The sequence below is a fragment of the Paraburkholderia sp. J41 genome (genome assembly GCF_905220235.1).
Lineage (GTDB): Bacteria > Pseudomonadota > Gammaproteobacteria > Burkholderiales > Burkholderiaceae > Paraburkholderia.
In genome coordinates this window covers 82,196-102,243 of sequence record NZ_CAJMZE010000004.1, presented here as the reverse complement: position 1 = coordinate 102,243, position 20,048 = coordinate 82,196, and the positions used below count along the sequence as shown (strand labels likewise).

Genomic DNA, 20,048 nt, shown 5'->3' with positions numbered 1-20,048 from the left:
CTGGCACTCCTGCAAAGCGTTCACTCTTCGATCAATCCATCGGCGGCCAGCGGCCCGGGCGCGGCTTCGCGCCGCGAACGCGTGACCAGGAAATGCCGTAGCCGAGCGCGACGATGACGGCGAACACGCCCGCGACAAGCGCATTGAAATACACCATCGCGCCAAGGCAGGCCCGCGCCGCGATCGGGGCAAAAGCCGGAAAGCGCGGATACAACGGCGCGCGGAACGGGCGCTCCATGGCGCGCTGCGTGCGGCGCAGCTTGAACAGCGCGGCCCTGCTCACAATGTACATCACGATGCCGCCGAACACCGACAGCGTGACGATGTTGGCCGCGAGCGTTTGACCGCCGAACCGGATCAATTCGTCGCTATGGAGATGGCCGCGATGCCGACCACGCCGCCCGCGCCCGCCTGCGCCGCCTGCAATAACGGCGCGGTATGGCGTCTTGAAGCGCGGGTGTACCTTCGCGAGCCGCGCGCGCACCTGGCCTTCGCGAGCCGGCGCGAAAATCTGCCGCGAATAGCCGGGAGCGATGCCGTGGAAGGTGCGCTCACAGCAGCGCGTCCAACCGCTCGACCTGCTGGGCGAAGCGCTGCTTGTCCGCGCCGCGCAGCGGATCGCGATGCGGCAAGTCCACCGTGAGCGGGTCCTGCGCGACCTCGTCGACATGCACTTCGTAATGCAGATGCGGCCCCGTCGCCCAGCCCGTCGCGCCCACGTAGCCGATCACCTCGCCCTGCCGCACGGCGTCGCCGGCCTTCAGGTGCTTCGCGTAGCGAGAAAGATGCGCGAAGGTCGTGGCGTACGGGCCGAAGTTCTTGACCATCACCACCTTGCCATAGCCGGTTTGCCAGCCGACGTACGTGACGGTGCCGCGCGCCGTCGCATGCACGGGCGTGCCGGCGGGCGCCGCGAGATCGACGCCTTCGTGCGGCTGAACGCGATGCGTGACCGGATCGAGCCGCCGCAGCGCGAAATGCGACGAGATGCGCGTGAACTTCAGCGGATAGCGCAGAAACGACGGCGCGGCCGCGTGGCCGTCTGCGGAATAGTAGAACGCCTTGCCCGCGAGATTGCGATAAAGATAGAGATCGTGCGAGTCCTTGCCGGTGGAGATGCGCACGGCGACAGGCGCAGCGAATGGCCGCTGCGTATCGCCGGTTTGCTGCGGCGTGCGCGAGGACGTCACCACGGACGCATCGGACGACACGTCGCTCGCAGCACCGGCGGGCGCGGACTCGTTGCGAAACACGAAACTCACTTCGCTGCCGCGTTGCAGATCGCGACGAAAATCGAGCCGTCCCGAGAATGCCCGCGTGAGCCGCGCCGTGGTCGATGCGTCGAGGCCGAGCCGTTGCGCGGCCTCCGCGAAACTGTGCTCGACCACGGCCGTTTGCACGCGATAAGCGGGCGCGGACGCCGCGGCGGCAACCGGTTCGGCAGCGGGAGGCGAAGCCGCCGCACTCGCCGAAGCGCGGACCGGAGCGTTCATGGCCGCTTCGCCCAGCACGTCGTCGCTCGCGGGAGGCGAGACGGAAAGCGAGACGCGATGCATGTACCACGCCGCGCCAGTCAAACCGATTGCACACACCACAAGACATTTTCCGGCGAAGCCCGTGGACGCCGCCATTGCACGTAAAGCCATGAATGAGATACCGCTTGTCGAGCAGAGGAAGCGCATGCAGCCGTGCTGCGCAGCTTCGCGGATGGTATCGGCGCAATGCGGTCAAAACACCTGCGCCGACGAAAGGAACGAATGAAAATAATGACGCTTCCTTAAACGAAACTTAAATCGAAAAAATGAAGAGGAAGAAATTGCCGCGCGATGCAGGAACATCACTTGCTTGAAACGGCAATTGCACCCAATACGGTCACCTGTATGGCACTTTTTAATCGCGGAAATTGCTACCGACGTCCATTAATCGGGATACCTAATCAATTGCCAGAAATGACTTTTCCGCATTAGCATTGCCCATGCGTTCATCGGCGATCGCTCCCCAAGGTAGACACTCCTAATCAATTGCGTTATGCTGATTCAGCCTTGATTCTTTGAACGAGGCACTCCGTGTCATTGCAACATCTGCGAATACGCGGCGCTTACCGAAATCGCGCCATTGCATATTCGTTCCCTTGAGCGGGCTTTCAGCCCCTGCGCAAAGGCCTAAAAGCCGCTTGCGCATCCATGCCGCCTGACCGCGGCGCCCAGGCTTCAGCGCGTATCGGCTTGCCCGATATCGTTGAGCTGAACACGACAACGTCACGAACGCACTGGCGTTCATGCGACTGCCGCCCTTCACGACGAATGGGCACGGCACACTGTTTTCGTTAGTTCTATCGCGGCCATGCCGGGAGACGAACCTGCTTTCGCGGCGCCCGGCACGTACACGCGGGCGCTCCCGCTGCACGGCCTCGCGCTCGCAGCTTCGAAACCAAGGAGGCGTACCTTCATGACTCGACGCTCTGCCCTTCTCGCGGGCAGCCTCATCGCACTCATCGTGCTTGCCGGCTTGCTCTCGCGCGCGATCGGCGCCGACACCTGGCACCAGCACGCGGGCGACCTTGCGTACTACACCGCGCAACATCTACTGCTCGTCGGTTATTCGATGGTGCTGGCCATTGTCGTCGGCGTGCCGGCGGGCGTGATGCTGAGCCGCCCGCGTTTCGCGCGCCAGGCCGAACGTTTCATGCAGATCTTCAACGTGGGCAACACGATTCCCTCGCTCGCGGTGCTCGCCATCGCGCTCGGCATCTTCGGCATCGGCGACATTCCCGCCGTCGTCGCGCTCTTTCTCGCCTCGCTGCTGCCCATCACGCGCAACACCTACGAAGGCGTGAAGCACGTGCCCGCCGCCTTGCGCGAAGCCGCGCGCGGCATCGGCATGACGGGCTGGCAGTCGCTCACGCGCGTGGAGCTGCCCCACGCGGTGCCGATCATCGTGGGCGGCGTGCGCACCGCGCTCGCGATCAACGTGGGCACGGCGCCGCTCGCTTATCTGATCGGCGCGGACAGTCTCGGCTCGCTGATCTTCCCCGGCATCTATCTCAACGATCAGCCCTTGCTGCTGCTGGGCGCGGCGTTCACGGCGGCGCTCGCGCTCGTGCTGGACGGCGCCGTGGCGGCGGGCAGCCGCCGCTGGCAGGCGCGTCACGGAGGGCTCGCATGATGACGCTGCTCGCTTCGCTCAAACGTTTCGCGCGCCGCTTCGCGATCGGCGTCACGCTGATGGCGGCAAGCGCCAGCGCCTTCTCGCAACAAAAGCTCGTGCTCGGCGCGAAGAACTTCACTGAGCAATACGTGCTCGCCGAAGTCACCGCGCAGTATCTCCGTTCGCTCGGCTATACCGTCGAAGTGCGCTCGGGTCTGGGCAGCACGCTCATGCGCAGCGCGCTCGAAAACGGCCAGTTCGATCTCGTCTGGGATTACACGGGCACGGCCGCGCTCGTCTACGACAAGATCGACGAGAAACTCGACCCGAAAGCGATGTACGAGCGCGTGAAGGCGCTCGACGCGCCGCGCGGTCTCGTCTGGCTCGACGCCTCGCCGCTCAACGACACCTATGCATTAGGATTGCCAAGCAAATTCGCGAAGGAAACCGGCATCAAGACGATTTCCGAACTCGCCGCGAGAATGAAAAGCGATCCCAAGGCAAGGCGCTACGTGTTCGGCATGGACGCCGAATTCGCGAATCGTCCCGACGGCCTGAAACCGCTGCTCGCAACCTACGGCATCACGCTGCGCCGTTCGCAGATGAAACAGATGGACCCCGGCCTCGTGTACACGGCGCTGCACAACAACCAGTTGACGATCGGCCTCGTCTACACCACGGACGGCCGCGTGAAAGGCTTCGGCATCACGCCGCTCGAAGACGACAAGCACTTCTTCCCGCCGTACAACGCCACGCCCGTGGTGCGCGCGGAAGCGCTCGCGCGCAACCCCAAGCTCGCCGCGCAGCTCAATGCGCTTTCGGCGGCGCTCGACAACGATGCGATCCAGGACATGAACAAGGCCGTCGACCTCGACGGCACGCCGCCGAAAGACATGGCCACCGCGTTCCTGCGCTCGCATCATCTGCAATAAGGAGGCGGCATGAGCGTATTCGACTATCTCGCCGCGAGCTGGCCCGAACTGTTGCAACTCACGTTGCAGCACATCTATCTCGTGGGTATCGCGGTGGGCTGCGCGATTATCGCGGGCGTGCCGCTCGGCATTCTCATCAGCCGTCACGAATGGCTCGCCGCGCCGCTGCTCGGCATCGCGACCATCGTGCTCACGCTGCCGTCCATCGCACTGTTCGGACTCATGATCCCGATCTTCTCGCGCTTCGGCGAAGGCATCGGCGCCGTACCGGCGATCACGGCCGTGTTCCTCTATTCGCTCCTGCCGATCATGCGCAACACCTACCTCGCGTTGCGCAACGTCGACGCCGGTATTCGCGAAGCCGGCACCGGCATCGGCATGACTTCCTGGCAGCGGCTGCGCCTCGTCGAGCTGCCGCTCGCCGTGCCCGTGATTCTCGCGGGCGTGCGCACCGCCGTCGTCATGAACATCGGCGTGATGACGATCGCCGCCGTGATCGGCGCGGGCGGGCTGGGCACGCTCATCATTCGCGCGATCGGCCAGAGCAGCATGATGAAGCTGCTCGTGGGCGCCGTGCTCGTGAGCGTGCTCGCCATCGTCGCGGACCTGCTGTTGCAGTGGCTTCAACGCGCATTGACACCGAAAGGAGTGCAGAAGACATGATCGAACTCGACCAGCTCACGAAAACTTTCACGCAAAAAGACGGCCAGAGCGTGCGCGCCGTGGATTCGGTGAGCCTTTCCGTGGCCGAAGGCGAAATCTGCGTGTTTCTCGGCCCTTCGGGCTGCGGCAAGACCACCACGCTCAAGATGATCAACCGGCTGATTCAGCCCACTTCGGGCCGCGTGCTCATCAACGGCGAGGACACCACGAGCCTGAACGAAGTGGATCTGCGCCGCCATATCGGCTACGTGATCCAGCAAATCGGCCTCTTTCCGAACATGACGATCGAGGAAAACATCACGGTCGTGCCGCGTCTGCTCGGCTGGGACAAGAAGCGTTGCGCGGAGCGCGCGGCCGAACTCATGTCGATGGTCGCGCTCGATCCGAAGCTGTATTTGAAGCGTTATCCGCGTGAATTGTCGGGCGGCCAACAGCAGCGCATCGGCGTGATTCGCGCGCTCGCCGCCGATCCGCCCGTGCTGCTGATGGACGAGCCGTTCGGCGCCGTCGACCCGATCAATCGCGAATCCATCCAGAACGAGTTCTTCCAGATGCAGCGGCAACTGAAGAAGACCGTCATCATGGTGAGCCACGACATCGACGAAGCCATCAAGCTCGGCGACCGCATCGCCGTGTTCCGGCGCGGCAAGCTCGTGCAATACGATCACCCCGACACGCTGCTCGCGCGCCCGAAGGACGACTTCGTCGCCCAATTCGTGGGCCAGGACAGCACGCTCAAACGCCTTTTGCTCGTGAAGGCCGGCGACGCCGCCACGCAGCCCGAAACCGCGCGCCCCGACACACCGCTTTCGCAGGCGTTCGCGACGATGGACGAAAGCGACTCGCGCTACCTCACCGTGCTCGACGGCGAGAAGCACGCGCTCGGCTTCGTGGCCCGGCGGGCGGCGCGCGGCGCGCAAGGCGTGTGCGCCGAGCGCATCACGCCGTTCCCGGCCACCGTCGGCGTGGACGATCACCTGCGCGTCGTGCTTTCGAAGATGTACCAGTTCCGCGCTTCGTGGATGCCGGTGCTCGACGCGGACGGCGCGTACGTGGGCGAAATCACGCAGGATTCGATCGCCGACTACCTCAGCTCGGGCCGCTCGCGCATGCAGACGGGCCAGCCGCCGAGCGCCATCGCGAGTCACCCGGCGAACCCGGCGTCGGCGCACGCCTGACGCGCCGGCCGCCGCGCAGCGCGGCGCTCGGCCGGGTCGCGGTCCGCGCGGCGTGAACGTTACGTTATAACGGGAATTTTCACGATGCCGAAGGCCGCCGGCCGCGGTTTCGCACCCACTCGCGCGCCTCTTATAGAATCGGAAAAATCGCAAAGAATCGGAACATCGGACAAGATCCACGCTCGCGAAGAGGAACGCCGCATGTATATCGCCATGAATCGCTTCAAGGTCGCGCCGGGCTCGGAGCCCGCGTTCGAGGAAGTCTGGGCCAAACGCGACACGCATCTCAAGGAAGTGCCCGGCTTCATCGAGTTTCATTTGCTCAAAGGGCCGCAGCGCGACGACCACGTGCTGTATGCGAGCCACACGATCTGGGCAAGCCATGCCGATTTCGAGGCGTGGACGCGCTCCGAGGCGTTTCGCGCCGCCCACCGCAACGCCGGCAACGCCGGCGAAAACCGTCCCGTGTACTTGAGCCATCCCGAGTTCGAAGGCTTCGAAGTCGTGCAGACGGTCAAATAACCCCGTGCCTGCCGGTTCGCCGGCGCATCGGCCACGGCCGCACACCGCATCGGCAGGCCCCGGTAAAACTGCCACGCGCGCCGCGCCAAAAGCTACATTGCCGCGCGGCGTTTTCATGGCGCCTGCCGCCTCGCACCGCCCGCGGCCGCCTCGCCGCCTGCGCGCGGCGCACGCCCCTCGCCGCTTTCGCCGCGCCGGCGCACGGCGTCCAGCCGGTCGCCCGTGGCTTGCCACATGCCCGGCCACATGCCTGGCCACGCGCTGACCACATGCCTGGCCGCATAGGCCCGAAGCTTGCTCTTGTCTCGCTCACACCCGGTCCGCCGCACCGCCAGCGTTCGCTCACGCGGCCTGCGCCGTTTCCCGCCGTTTCCGCCGTTTCCACTCTGATACCGTCGAGCCATGAACAAAAAAGTCGCTTCCCGCATCGCCGAAGGCCAGCCGTTTCCGCTCGGCGCCACCTGGAACGGGCGCGGCGTGAACTTCGCCCTGTTTTCGGCGAACGCCACGCAAGTCGAACTGTGCCTTTTCGATGAAACCGGCGAGCACGAAGTCGAACGCATCGTGCTGCCCGAATACACCGACGAAGTCTGGCACGTGTTCGTGCCCGACCTTCAGCCCGGCGCGATTTACGGCTATCGCGTGCATGGCCCGTACGAACCGCAGGCGGGGCATCGCTTCAATCCGAACAAGCTGCTGCTCGACCCGTACGCGAAGGCGCATGTCGGCGAACTCAAATGGGACCCGGCCGTGTTTGGCTACACCCTCGGCCATCCCGACGGCGATCTCTCGTTCGACACGCGCGACAGCGCGCCTTTCGTGCCGCGCTGCCGCGTAGTCGACCAGGCCTTTAGCTGGCACCACCCGATGCGCGAGCGCGTGCCGCGCGAACGCACGGTCATCTACGAAACGCACGTGCGCGGCTTCACGATGCGGCATCCGCAAGTGCCCGAAGGGGAACGCGGCACCTTCGCGGGCCTCGGCAACACGGCGGTGCTCGACTACATCCGCAAGCTCGGCGTCACTTCGGTGGAACTGCTGCCGATCCACACCTTCGTCAACGACTCGCACCTGCTCGAGCGCGGCCTCACGAACTACTGGGGCTACAACACGATCGGCTTCTTCGCGCCCGATCCGCGCTACTCGGTGGGCGCGCAAGGTTCCATCGACGAATTCAAGAACATGGTGGACCGCTTCCACCAGGCCGGGCTCGAAGTGATTCTCGACGTGGTGTACAACCACACGGCCGAAGGCAGCGAACTGGGCCCGACGCTCTCGTTTCGCGGCATCGACAACGCTTCGTACTACCGTCTGCCCGAGGACCCGCGCTATTACATCAACGACACGGGCACGGGCAACACGCTCAATCTCTCGCACCCGCGCGTGCTGCAAATGGTCACGGACAGCCTGCGCTACTGGGTGCTCGAAATGGGCGTGGACGGCTTTCGCTTCGACCTCGCGACGATCCTCGGCCGCGAGCCCTACGGCTTCGACGAAGGCGGCGGCTTTCTCGACAGTTGCCGTCAGGACCCGATTCTCTCCAGCGTGAAGCTGATCGCCGAGCCGTGGGACTGCGGCCCCGGCGGCTACCAGGTGGGCGGTTTCCCGCCGGGCTGGGCGGAGTGGAACGACCGCTTTCGCGACACCGTGCGCGCCTGGTGGAAAGGCGACGAAGCCAAGGCCGCCGAGCTGGCCACGCGCCTGTGCGCCTCGGGGGACAAGTTCAACCGGCGCGGCCGCCGGCCGTGGTCGAGCGTGAACTTCGTCACCGCGCACGACGGCTTCACGCTGAACGACCTCGTTTCGTACAACGACCGCCACAACGAGGAGAACGGCGAAGAGAACCGCGACGGCCACGGCGACAATCTCTCGTGGAACTGCGGCGCGGAAGGCCCGACCGACGACGCGGAAATCATCGCGCTGCGCGAGCGCCAGAAGCGCAATTTCCTCGCGACGCTGTTGCTTTCGCAAGGCACGCCGATGCTGCTCGCGGGCGACGAATTCGGCCGCACGCAGCGCGGCAACAACAACGCTTATTGTCAGGATAACGAAATAAGCTGGATCGACTGGGACAACATCGACGACGCGGGCCGCGCGCTCACCGAATTCGTGCGCAACCTCACCACGTTGCGTCATGCGCTGCCCGTGCTGCGGCGCAATCGCTTCCTGATCGGCGAACACAACGAGACGCTCGACGTGACCGACGTCGAATGGATCTCGCCCGCGGGCGTGCCGCTGCACGGCGACCAGTGGGACGACCCGGCCATGCGCTGCTTCGGCATGCTGATCGACGGCCGTTCGCAGACGAGCGGCATCATGCGCCTCGCCTCGGACGCCACCATTCTGATCGTGCTCAACGCCTATCACGACGTGGTGGATTTCACGCTGCCTTCGGTGCCCGGCAACGACCAGTGGAATTGCCTGATCGACACCAACATGCCCGTGCGCGACGAGCTGCCGGAGTTCGAGGCCGGCGACGTGTATCAGGTGACGGGCCGCTCGCTGCTGGTGTTCGCGCTGCATGCGCGCGGCGCGACGCAGCGCGTGCTGGACCGTCTCGAAGAGGACCTCACGAGCTGAGAAAGCCGGGTCCGCGCGCTCGCGGGCCGTTCGCCGGTTCGGCCTGAGTCTGGTTCGGCCTGGCCCGGCGGCGCGCGCTTGTGCGTTGGCCAAGGCTTCGGCTTACCTGGAGCAACGCTTTCACGCGCGTGTCGAATCGGCTGAACACGCGGCTGAACTCGCGGCTGAACTCGCGGCTAAGCGCGCGAATCCCGAAGAAATGCGAGGCCAAGCGCGCGAATCGGCGCGCGCATCAGGGCGCACATCGGTGAGCACATCAGGGCTCGAATTGGCGCGCGAATCAGGGCGAAAGCGCGACGAAAGCTTGCGGCGGATTGCAGGCGCGCCGGGAAAATTCGCGGCGTCGCCGGCGGGCTGTCTCGCAAACGTGCGAGAATTCGCGTCTGCCCCGCCACCGGAGGATGCATGACGAATGAAGCCCAGGCTCACGCGGCCGCCGCGCCGGCCGATTGCGCAAGGGAACCGATTCACGTTCCCGGCAGCATCCAGCCGCATGGCTATCTCGTGAGTCTCGACGACGCCGGCTGCATCGTGCAGGCGAGCGCGAACGCCGGCGAGCTGGCCGGGGTGAGCGTGGACGCTCTGCTCGGAGAGCCGCTCGCGCGTCTCGTGGGCGAAGCCGCGGCGCGCGCCGCGCTCGACGCGCTGGCGCTGGCAAGCCCTGACGGCACGCCGCGCTTCGTGGGCGCCGTCGCCGACCCGCGCGACCCGCGCGTGCCGGGCGCGAGCGCGCAGGCCGCCGGCCCCGATCTGCCGCTGCACCCGCATGCGGGCCAGCACGCGCCGCTCGCGATCGTCGCGCATCGCTTCGAAGGCGTCGCCATCGTCGAACTCGAACCGGCGCTGGGTGCGGCCGACGTGTTTTCCTCGCTTTATCCGCTCGTGCGCACGTTTTTGCGCGGCTTGCAGGAGAGCGAAAGCGTGGAAGACCTCGCACGCCTCGCCGCGAACGAAATCAGGCGCATCACCGGCTACGGCCGCACGCTCGTCTACAACTTCGACGCGGCGGGCAACGGCCGCGTGATTGCCGAAGCCGTGGACGAAGGCTATCACTCGTATCTCCACCAGCACTTTCCCGCGAGCGACATTCCGGCGCAGGCGCGCGCGCTCTATCTGCAAAACCGCATCCGTCTGATCGCCGACGCCGACTACGCGGCCGTGCCGCTCGTGCCGCCGCTGCACCCCGCCACGGGCCGCCCGACCGACCTCACGTGGGCCTCGCTGCGCAGCGTTTCGCCCGTACACGTGCAATACATGAAGAACATGGGCACCTGGTCGTCCATGTCGATGTCGATCGTGGTGCGCGGCAAACTCTGGGGCCTCATCTCGTGCCACCACGCCACGGCGCGGCTGCCCGCGTTCGAAGTGCGCGCCGCGTGCGAGCACATCGCGCAGATGCTCTCGTTGCAGATCGAGGCGCGCGAGGACCGCGCCGAAGCCGAATACCGGCTGGAACTGCGCCGCCGCCTGTCGCGCCTGCTCGCGGCCATGGCCAACAGCGATCACTTCGTGAGCGCGCTCACCGACGAAGCGCACGACCTGCTCGGTCTCGCCGATGCGGGCGGCGCGGCCATCGTGTTCGACGGACGCATCGTCACCGTGGGCACGACGCCCGAGCCCGCGCAGCTCGAAACGCTGCTCACCTGGCTCGACGCGCAACGCGGCGAAATCCACGCGACCGAAGCGCTCGCGCAGGAAACCGGCGAGCGCTTCAATCAGGACGCGGCGGGCATGCTCGCCGTCTCCATCTCGAAGCTGTTTCGCAATTACGTGATCTGGTTCCGGCCCGAAGTCGTGCGCGCGCTAGAGTGGGCGGGCAACCCGCGCGAAAAGCTCGCGTCGCTCGCCGCTTCGCTCTCGCCGCGCGCGAGCTTCGACGTGTGGACCGAAGTCGTGCGCGAGCGCTCGCTGCCGTGGCGCCCCGCCGAACTGGAAATCGCCATGGAATTTCGCGCCGCGCTGCTCGACATCGTGCTGCGCCGCGCCGAGGAACTCGCGCAGCTCGCGCTCGAACTGGGCCGCGCGAACGAGGAACTCGAAGGCTTTTCGTACACCGTCTCGCACGATCTGCGCGCGCCGCTGCGGCATATTGCCGGCTTCGCCGATCTGCTCGCACAGACCGACGCGCCCAATCTCTCCACGCGCGGGCGCCATTTCGTCGAGCGCATCGCTTCGTCGGCGCGCTTCGGCGGCAAGCTCGTGGACGATTTGCTGGCTTTTTCGCAGATGGGCCGCGCGGCGCTTCACAAGCAGCGCATCGACCTGAAACGCCTCGTGAGCGAACTGGTCGCCGACCAGCAGCGCGACGCGCCCGAGCGGCACATCGACTGGCGCGTGGGCGCGCTCTGCACGTTGACCGCCGACCCCGTGCTGCTGCACGTCGTCCTGCGCAATCTGATCGACAACGCCGTGAAATTCACGCGTAATCATGCCGATGCCGCCGACCCTGCGATAATCGAGGTTGGCTGCCGCGCGGGCGAAGGCGATCTCGCCGACCACGACATCGTCTATGTGCGCGACAATGGCGTCGGTTTCGACGGGCGCTACGTCGGCAAGCTGTTTGGCGTATTCCAGCGGCTGCACCGTTTTGAGGAATTCGAGGGCACGGGCATCGGGCTTGCGTCGGTCAAGCGCATCGTCGAGCGTCACGGCGGCCGCGTATGGGCCGAAGGCGCGCTCGACGCGGGCACGACCGTCTCGTTCACGATTCCGCGCTCGCTGGAAGCGCCGCCCGCGCAGCCGGGCGAAACCGCCGCCGCGGCCGTCGCGCGGCTCGCCTCGGTATCGCCGGAAGCGCAGCCGTTCAGAAACGTGCGCAAATCCGAATGACAGACTGGAAGTAAGTGGAGGAAGGAATCGCCGTGCTCAGACCTATCTTGCTGGTCGAAGACAATCCCAACGACATCGAGCTTACGCTGATCGCGCTCGAAAAAGCGCGGCTCGCGAATCCGGTGGTGTCGCTGCGCGACGGCGCCGAAGCGCTCGATTATCTGCGCCGTGAGGGCCAGTGGTCGGAGCGTCCGGCCGAAAACCCGGCGGTGATCCTGCTCGACAAGAAGCTGCCGAAGATCGACGGCCACGAGGTGCTCAAGGCCGTGCGCGAAAGCGATGCGCTCAAGCGCATTCCGGTCGTGATGCTCACCTCGTCGCGCGAAGAGAAAGATCTGCTGCGCAGCTACGACCTGGGCGTGAACGCCTACGTGGTCAAGCCGGTGGAATTCGACGACTTCATGGACGCGATCAACGATCTCGGCGTGTTCTGGGCCGTGCTCAACGAACCGCCGCCGCCTTACCGGTGAAAATCCGGCGAACGCCGCCACGACGCGCGACCCTTGCGCGGCACTTCATTGCGCGGCATTTTCGTCGCAGCACTTTTCGTCGCAGCACTTCGTCGCAGCATTTCAGCAAGCATTTCAACGATAGCGCGGCAGTTGCACCCTGAACGTCGCGCCCTGCCCCTTGCCCGCGCTTTGCGCGCGAATCGTGCCGCCGTGCAGCCGCACGATGCTGCGCGCGAGCCATAGCCCGAGCCCAAGACCCGCCGCGCGCGGGTTCAGGCCGTCGTCGCTCGCCTGGTAAAAGCGCTCGAAAATGCGTTCGAGCACGTCGGGCGCAATGCCGCGGCCCGTGTCGCGCACCAGCAATTCGGCGTGTTCGCCCGCCACGCGCACGCTCACTTCGATCATGCCTCGTTCGCAGAACTTGAGCGCGTTCGTCAGCAGATTCCAGATCACCTGACGCAGCCGTTTTTCGTCGGCCATGACGATGCACGAGTTCAGGTCGTCGGCCACGAGGCGCACGCCCTTTTCCTCGATGCGCATGCGCATGTCTTCGGCGATATTGCCCGCCAGCGCGCCCAGGTCCACGGGCGCGAGTTCGATCGACAGTTTGCCGGTGGCGATCGCGCCGCTGTCGAGCAGATCGTCCACCATCAGCGCGAGCTGGCGCGCGTTGCGCTCGATCACCGTGCCCGCGCGCGCCATGTGCGCGAGGTCGCCGGAACGCTGCAACAGCGTCGCCCACGACTGAATGGCGCCGAGCGGCGAGCGCAACTCGTGGCTCACCGCCGCGACGAAGTGATCCATCGCGCGCGTGGCCTCTTCGCTGCGTTCGCGCGCGCGGCGTTCGGCTTCGGCGTTGGCCTGATGCTCGAGTTCGGACTCCTTGCGCATGGAGATATCGAGCGCGAGGCCGATGATGGGCAAGGCGTCGTCGTCGGCATCCGTGGGCTCGCCGTTCGTCTCGTGAGCGCCGCCTGTCTCGCCGGTGCGCACGCGCGTGGCGCGCAGCAGAATCCAGCGCCGCTGGCGATTGGGCCAGGTGATGCGGAAATCGACTTCGATAGGCGTGTCGGCGCCGCGCGCGTCCTCGAACGCGGCGCGCACGCGCTCGCGATACTCCACGTCGATCAGCTCGTCGAACAAGCGCCCTTCGGTGATGGTGGCCGCCGCGGGCAAGCCGAGCAGCGTCTTGAACTGGTCGTTGCAGATGAATTCGCGTGTATGCGGTTCCAGCTCCCACGCGCCGACGCTCGCGAACGTGAGCGCATGCTGAAGCTGTTCGTGCTGCTGACGCAACTGTTCGTTGGCCTCTTCGACCAGCACCTGGCGCAAGCGCGCCTGCGAACGCAGCTTGGCGCGCTCGCGCTGCCCGCGCGCCTCGTCTTCGCGGCGCTGCGTGACGTCGTGTACGCACAGGCCGATGAGCGGCTCGCCGCGCGCCGTGCGCATGGCGGTGACGCTGGCCTGCCAGTAGCGCGGCGCGGGCGGCCCGCTCCCGTCGCGCGCGATGTCGTAGCGGATCACGGGCGACAGCCGCTGCTCGCCCGCGCCGATGCCTTCGAGCATGCCGTCGAGCCAGCGGCGCCGCTCGTTGCGCTGGCTAGCCGAGCCGACCTGATTGATCTCGTAGACCGACCGGCCGACGAGTTCGCCGCGCTCCGACGCCACGAGGGCCAGATAGGCGCGGTTCACGGCGACCACGTTCGCTTCGGCGTCGAGCACGAGCCACGCGTCGGGCAGCGCGTCGAACAGCCCGGCCGGGTCGGCCGCAGCCCGCTGGGCGGCGACAGTGGCGGCGGAATCCGACGTCGACCCGGACATCTCCCGGGAAATCGACTTGGACATGCGGCGCCCTTCGCTCACGCGGCGTGCTCGTCGGGCACGCCGCGCGCGGCCGGATCGGCGCCCGGCATCGCAGGCGGCATGGCGTTCGACGGGGCGTTCGACGGGGCGTCCGGCGCACTCAACACCGCGATCAGCCGATCGAACGCGTCGCACGCGCCCGCGCACGCGCGTTCCACCTCGTGCGGCGTGCGCACGGCAGCGCGCAGCGCCGCGACGAACGCGTGCCAGCGCGGCCCCGGCCCCGCGCCCTCGCCGCCCAGGTAGTGCAGCGGGTGCGGCGCGAGCGGCTCGCGCAAGCGGCGCAGCAGCACGGCGCCGCCGAGCTGCGAGCCTTCGATCACATAACACGCGCCCCAGCGCCACGCGGCGTCGGTTTGCAGCGCGGGCGCGGCCGGCGCGAAACCGGTGGCAACAGGGTCATGAAAAGCGCGCAGGGTGGGATGCGCGAGATCGCGCTCGATGAGCGGCAGGCGCGCCACGCGCGCGAAGTTCGGAAAATGCCGAACGTGCGCTTCGTCCTGCGGGCCGTCGTCGAACTCGGCAAACGCGTGCTCGAATGGCGCGAGCCACGCGCGAATCAGCAGCAGATGCCGCCGATACGCGCCGAGCGTCGACTCGGCCGCAAGCGGCATCGCGCCCTCCACGGCGTCGTGGCGCGTGCCGGTCGCGGCGCGCAAGGCGGCCAGCACATCAGGCGCGGAAGGCGCATGCGGGGCGTCGCCAGTAGAAGCAAACGATGAAGCGGCAGGCAATGAATTGGTCACGGGCGATCCGGGTAAACCGAGGAACAAAACGACAAGTGCGCGACAAGTGCGCGACAGGCAGTGCGACAGGCAGCGCGCGGCGGTCCTTTCACGGGACCGTTGCCGGCGCCGCCGCGCTCTCTTCGTCTCAGGCTTCGTTGCGCGCGGGATGGTTCCCGTCGATTGCGTTCGCGCCCCGCCCGAGCCGTCGCCAGACATGAACAATACGCGGTTTGTTCGTGCGTGGGGTCGCCCCCGCCCCTCGCACGGCCAGATTATTTGACGGCGGCGCATAGTTCGAAGTGACAGCAAAGCGGAACAGAAAAGCAGACGGCCGGGGAAACCGGCCTCCGTAAAAGGGCAGCACGTTGCGTGCCTGGCATGCCTCTGGAATGTTGTGCGCGCAATCAAAGGGAAGCGGGAGCAAGGGGAGTCAAGCAGGAATCAAGCGGGAATACAGAAGGGAAACAAGCGCGTAACCCAGCCGACGCACGAAAAAACGGCGCGCATTCCCCACGCGCCGCCTTCCGGTACGAGAAGCCGGCGCAACGCTCAGGCGTCCATCGCCGCGAGCATGTGCGCGCGCGGCGCGACGCGCCACGTGTTGCGTCCCGCGCGCTTGGCCTCGTACATGGCGGCATCGGCGAGACCAAGCGGATCGTCGGCGAGCGCGCGCCCTTCGGCTTGCGCGGCCAGGCTCGCGGCGCTCACGCCGGCCGCGCCGCGCAGGCCCGTGAGCACGACGCCCACGCTCGCGCTCATTTCGATCAGGCGGCCGCCCATCGAGAGCGGCCTGGACACCGCCTGGCAGATCGCCGCCGCGATGCGCTCGGCCGTGCGCGCGTCGTCCACGCCGCGGCTCGCCACCACGAATTCGTCGCCGCCCAGCCGGCAAACCATGTCGTTGGCGCGCACCGTGGCGGCCAGCCGCCGCGCCACTTCGCGCAGCAAGGCGTCGCCGGTGTCGTGGCCATAGCGGTCGTTGATGGCCTTGAAGCCGTCCATGTCGATGAAGAACAGCGCGTACTGCTTGCTGCCCGCGCGCAGCGTGCCGAGCGTTTCCTGCAACGCGCGCCGGTTCGCGAGGCCCGTGAGCGGGTCGAGCAGCGCGCTTTCGCGCAGGCGCTGTTCGGTGCGGCGCTGCTCGGTCACGTCGTGCGACATCACGTAGAAACCCGTGACCTTGCCCTCGCGCTTCGCGGGAATATAGGTCGCGCACCAGACGCGCTCGGGATCGGACGCATAGCGCACGTTCTCGCAGGTCACGCGTTCGCCCGCGAGCGCGCGCGCGAAGAACGGCCGAAGCGACTCGAAAGTTTCGGCGCCGAGCGTTTCGCGCAGGCCGCGGCCGCGCAGCCGCTCGGGATCGGCGGCAAACACGCGGCGAAACGTTGCGTTGTTGAACTGATAGCGCAGGTCGGTGTCCACCACGGCGATCAGCGCGGGCAGATTGTCGGTGATGGTCTGCATCGCGTCGTGGCTGCGGCGCAGTTCCGCCGTGCGCTCGCGCACGCGCTCCTCGAGTTCGACGTGATAGTTGCGCAGCGCCTCCTCGCTTTTCCTGCGGCTGCTGATGTCCTGCACCGCCGCGATGAAATGCAGCGGCGCACCGGTCACGTCGCGCACGAGCGAAACGGCGAGACTCACCCAAACCGGCGTGCCGTCCGGCCGCAGATAACGCTTTTCCATCGTGTAAGTGGCCTGGCGGCCCGCGAGCAGTTCCGCCGCGAGCGCCACGTCGCCGGCCACGTCGGCGGGATGCGTAACCGAGGCGAACGTGCGCTGCCGCAGCGCCGCTTCGTCATAGCCGACGATTTCCGTGAACTTGCGATTCACGTCGAGAAAGCGGCCGTCGAGATCGACCACGGCCTTGCCGATCGGCGTCAGTTCGAACACGGTGCGAAAGCGCGCCTCGCTGATCGCGAGCGAGCGGCGGTCGCGCTCGTGTTCGGAGCGCGAGCGCAAAAGCTGGCGGCGCGTTTCGAGTTCGCGCTCCACGAGTTGCGCGAATTCGGCCAGCATGGCCGCCTGCGTGTCGGAGAACGTGCGCGGCGCGGTGTCGATCAGGCACAGCGTGCCCACCACCTGACCTTCGGCGAGACGCAGCGGCGAACCCGCGTAGAAGCGGATATGCGGCGCGCCCGTCACGAGCGGATTGTCGGCGAAGCGCTTGTCGTCCAGCGCGTTTTCCACCACCAGCATGCGCTTGCTGAGCACCGCGTGCGCGCAGAACGACACGCTGCGCGGCGTTTCGCATGCGGCGATGCCGTGATGCGACTTGAACCACTGGCGTTTTTCGTCGACGAGCGAAATCAGCACGACCGGCACGCCGAACGCGAAGGCCGCGAGCCGCGCGATGCGGTCGAAGGCCTCCTCCGGCCCGGTGTCGAGGATGTCGAGCTGTCGCAGCGCGCGCAGACGTGCGTCCTCGTCGAGAGGCAGCGGAGCAGTGATCATTGCGTGTGGTCTCGCCAGGGTCGCCGGATCGGAATCGGTTGCAAAGCGCTTACTGGGCGCGATGCAAGCTCGCTTTCGCACTGACGCGCCTCAGTGGTTAACGGCAATGCGGGTCAAAACCTGAGGCGCGCGCGTGTCCCGGGGTCGCTGCGCGCATCGGCCGCAGCGCGCACGAACGAAGCGCACGGTCGTTCCACAGTCGCGCGACGGCGCGCGGCGCTCGGTTCGCGAGCGCCTGGCGCGCCATTGCGCCCGCGCGCGGTTTCTCGCGGCTTGCCTGCGGTTTTCTGGACGGTTAGGCGCGATTGCGGCGGGCTCGACTCATGTTCCGGTTAATTCGGTATCCCGATGATTTGCCGAAGTCGATCGCGTGCGACTCGCTGCCCGCGCGCTCTCGCCTCTAAAAAAACCGTGCGCTCGGCTTCAGCAATGCGCGGACGCCGCCGTAAAACGGGCAACGCTCACCTGCCTTCGATAATCACATGAGATCACTTGCGCGAACCCTGCGATTGATCGCGCATCGCACCGCCACGGCCGCGCGCGACGCCGGCACCCGCACGAGCGCCGCGCCGCGCGGCCGCCGCTTGCCGCCGCCGAGGCCCGCGCCCGCTCCTCGCCCCGCCACCTCGCGACATTACGGGGCGCGCCGTCTTGCGGCGTTGTCGCGCACGCGCCGCCTGTAGCGACGCACGGACACCGAAACATGCCGGCGCCGCTTGCCAATATGCTTCGTTATCCGAATCAATCGGCCAAATCCACGACATTCGCAAACGACTCGTGCATGTTCGTGCCGAGCAATCCGCGCCCGACGCCAGGCCAGGCACGCAAGGCCGTCCCGTCGGCCTCGAAAACCCGGCGCGCGATTTGTCCCTTTGCGCGTCGCCCGCGCGGAAAAAGCGCGGCGCTGGCAAATCCTTCGCAGCTTCTTTCATCGCCGCCTCCGGCTTGCCGTCCGCACGCACGTCTACGGCACGCGGCTTGCGCATCACTTTGGTGCAAAGCAGCGGGCATCGCAACGCCGCCGCGACATCGCCCGCCGCGCTTCGCTCTTACCCTAGCTCACCAGGAGACCATCATGCCTACCTTCACTCCTCCTCCGATGCCCACGTCGGCCAGTCACGGCGCGCGCATTATCGGCAAGGGCCCCGTGAGCGCCGCCGGTCCCGGACCCAACGTGATGGCGGCCAGCACGCTCGACAGCGATCGCGTGATTAGTTCGGACGGCCAGGAAGTCGGCAAGATCAAGGACATCATGCTCGACGTGCAAAGCGGCCGTGTTGCCTACGCCGTGCTTTCGACGGGCGGCTTTCTCGGCATTGGCGACAAGTTGCTCGCCATTCCCTGGAACGCGCTCGTGCTGGACACGAGCCGCAAGTGCTTCCTGCTCAATGTGTCGTCGGAGCGCGTGAAGGAGGCGCCCGGATTCGACAAGGACTGCTGGCCCGCCATGGCCGACGCGCGCTGGGGCAGCACGCTGCACGAGTATTACGGCGCGGAGCCGTATTGGGCCGCCGTCGAACCGGTCACGCCCGCGCGCGACGATCTGCATTGATGCCGGCAACAACACGCGTGGCCCCAGGCGCCCGGCACGCGCCTGGGGCCACGTTTCTTTCGCTCGGCCTGCTGTTCGAGGTCAAGGGCCGAACTGGATGCCTTACGGGGTTCTGCTCACTCGATTGAGGCCGCCGCGCGCACCGTAAACTTCGCCATAGACTGCGCGAAGTTGACCGGTTCAGCAGTCGAACGCAAGGCGGAGCGCAATACCGCCTGACGACCGGACACGAACCGCACGGATCAAGAGCGAACACGCGATAGGGACGGTAATGAGGATTACGAACTGGATTCTGGTACTGGAATGCGCGTATATGGAATTTTCGAGCTGGCGCGGCAAGAACGTTTATCGGCGCACCGTGGCCTACGATCGCGTGGTCTGGTGTTGAAAACACAAAGGCCCGTGTCTCGCGAGAGACCGGGCCTTCGATTTTGCGCGATTGCCGTGACGCTGCGCCGAGCGCCTCAGTCGATATAACGAAGCCCGAGCTTTTCCAGCGGCTCGCGCATCTTGTACATGTCGAGGCCCAGCACGCCCGACGCCAGCTTCGCGCGCTTTTCCGCTTCGAGCGACTCGCGCGCGCTGGCCTTCTCCAGGGTATCGGCCGCCCTGGCCGCCGGCACGATCGCCACGCCGTCACCGTCGGCCACCACTACGTCGCCCGGATTCACGAGCGCGCCCGCGCACACCACGGGAACGTTCACCGAGCCGAGCGTCGCCTTGATCGTGCCCTTCGACGAAATGGCCTTGCTCCACACCGGAAAGCCCATGTCCTGCAACACGCTCACGTCGCGCACGCCACCGTCGATGACGAGCGCACGCGCGCCGCGCGCCTTGAAGCTGGTCGCGAGCAGATCGCCGAAATAACCGTCGGTGCAGTCGGCGGTGATGGCGGCCACCACCACGTCGCCCGGTTGAATCTGTTCGGCGGCTACGTGCAGCATCCAGTTGTCGCCGGGATGCAACAGCACCGTCACGGCCGTGCCCGATGCCTGCGCGCCCGCATAAATCGGCCGCATATACGGCTTCATGAGGCCCACGCGGCCCATTGCCTCGTGAACCGTCGCGCTGCCGAGCGCGCCCAGTTGTTCGGCCACGCGCGAATCCGCGCGCACGATGTTGCGATACACCACTCCGAGTTCGTACAT

General features: G+C 66.6%; 14 protein-coding genes and 1 pseudogene. 9 read left to right on the top strand and 6 right to left on the bottom strand.

Annotated features, from left to right (window positions below; all coding sequences use genetic code 11):
* Nucleotides 1-20: 20 nt before the first annotated feature.
* Nucleotides 21-547 (bottom strand): annotated as a pseudogene (locus U5805_RS05535) (ethanolamine permease); the annotation flags it as partial.
* A gap of 4 nt (nucleotides 548-551) precedes the next feature.
* Nucleotides 552-1,646 (bottom strand): peptidoglycan DD-metalloendopeptidase family protein, encoded by a 1,095-nt coding sequence (locus tag U5805_RS05530; RefSeq protein ID WP_322102442.1) that lies wholly within the window; start codon nucleotides 1,644-1,646, stop codon nucleotides 552-554.
* A gap of 802 nt (nucleotides 1,647-2,448) precedes the next feature.
* On the opposite strand from U5805_RS05530, the gene U5805_RS05525 reads away from it, so the two are divergent.
* The 8 genes from U5805_RS05525 to U5805_RS05490 all read left to right on the top strand — a co-directional run bounded on the left by U5805_RS05525 (nucleotide 2,449) and on the right by U5805_RS05490 (nucleotide 12,321).
* Nucleotides 2,449-3,165, top strand: a complete 717-nt coding sequence (locus U5805_RS05525) for an ABC transporter permease (RefSeq protein WP_322102441.1) — start codon at nucleotides 2,449-2,451, stop codon at nucleotides 3,163-3,165.
* Nucleotides 3,165-4,079, top strand: a complete 915-nt coding sequence (locus tag U5805_RS05520; RefSeq protein ID WP_322102629.1) for a glycine betaine ABC transporter substrate-binding protein — start codon at nucleotides 3,165-3,167, stop codon at nucleotides 4,077-4,079. Before U5805_RS05525 ends, U5805_RS05520 begins: the two co-directional genes overlap by 1 nt.
* A gap of 9 nt (nucleotides 4,080-4,088) precedes the next feature.
* On the top strand, nucleotides 4,089-4,742 hold the full coding sequence (locus U5805_RS05515) for an ABC transporter permease (RefSeq protein WP_322102440.1): 654 nt from the start codon (nucleotides 4,089-4,091) through the stop codon (nucleotides 4,740-4,742).
* Nucleotides 4,739-5,920, top strand: coding sequence for an ABC transporter ATP-binding protein (locus U5805_RS05510; protein WP_322102439.1), 1,182 nt, complete (start codon nucleotides 4,739-4,741; stop codon nucleotides 5,918-5,920). The genes U5805_RS05515 and U5805_RS05510 overlap by 4 nt, the downstream gene beginning before the upstream one ends.
* 201 nt (nucleotides 5,921-6,121) lie before the next feature.
* A complete protein-coding gene (locus U5805_RS05505; protein ID WP_322102438.1) occupies nucleotides 6,122-6,442 on the top strand; it encodes an antibiotic biosynthesis monooxygenase in 321 nt (106 codons plus the stop codon).
* A gap of 402 nt (nucleotides 6,443-6,844) precedes the next feature.
* The gene (gene glgX / locus U5805_RS05500) at nucleotides 6,845-9,022 is read left to right on the top strand and encodes a glycogen debranching protein GlgX (protein ID WP_322102437.1); all 2,178 of its coding nucleotides are present in this window, start codon (nucleotides 6,845-6,847) and stop codon (nucleotides 9,020-9,022) included.
* Between the two features lie 405 nt (nucleotides 9,023-9,427).
* A complete protein-coding gene (locus tag U5805_RS05495) occupies nucleotides 9,428-11,851 on the top strand; it encodes an ATP-binding protein (protein WP_322102436.1) in 2,424 nt (807 codons plus the stop codon).
* A 32-nt stretch (nucleotides 11,852-11,883) separates the two neighbouring features.
* Complete coding sequence (locus tag U5805_RS05490) at nucleotides 11,884-12,321, top strand: response regulator (RefSeq protein WP_322102435.1); 438 nt, start codon at nucleotides 11,884-11,886, stop codon at nucleotides 12,319-12,321.
* Nucleotides 12,322-12,435: 114 nt separating this feature from the next.
* On the opposite strand, the gene U5805_RS05485 is transcribed toward U5805_RS05490, so the two are convergent.
* The 3 genes from U5805_RS05485 to U5805_RS05475 form a co-directional block, all read right to left on the bottom strand.
* Complete coding sequence (locus tag U5805_RS05485) at nucleotides 12,436-14,148, bottom strand: sensor histidine kinase (protein ID WP_322102434.1); 1,713 nt, start codon at nucleotides 14,146-14,148, stop codon at nucleotides 12,436-12,438.
* Nucleotides 14,149-14,162: 14 nt separating this feature from the next.
* Nucleotides 14,163-14,912, bottom strand: coding sequence for a biliverdin-producing heme oxygenase (locus U5805_RS05480; RefSeq protein ID WP_322102433.1), 750 nt, complete (start codon nucleotides 14,910-14,912; stop codon nucleotides 14,163-14,165).
* Nucleotides 14,913-15,443: 531 nt separating this feature from the next.
* A complete protein-coding gene (locus U5805_RS05475; RefSeq protein ID WP_322102432.1) occupies nucleotides 15,444-17,348 on the bottom strand; it encodes a PAS domain S-box protein in 1,905 nt (634 codons plus the stop codon).
* Between the two features lie 1,099 nt (nucleotides 17,349-18,447).
* On the opposite strand from U5805_RS05475, the gene U5805_RS05470 reads away from it, so the two are divergent.
* Nucleotides 18,448-18,900 carry a PRC-barrel domain-containing protein gene (locus tag U5805_RS05470; RefSeq protein ID WP_322102628.1) on the top strand — a complete coding sequence of 151 codons (453 nt, stop codon included), beginning with the start codon at nucleotides 18,448-18,450 and terminating at the stop codon, nucleotides 18,898-18,900.
* A gap of 464 nt (nucleotides 18,901-19,364) precedes the next feature.
* Here the strand turns inward: U5805_RS05470 and ligK are convergent, their stop codons facing one another.
* Complete coding sequence (ligK, locus tag U5805_RS05465; RefSeq protein WP_322102431.1) at nucleotides 19,365-20,048, bottom strand: 4-carboxy-4-hydroxy-2-oxoadipate aldolase/oxaloacetate decarboxylase; 684 nt, start codon at nucleotides 20,046-20,048, stop codon at nucleotides 19,365-19,367.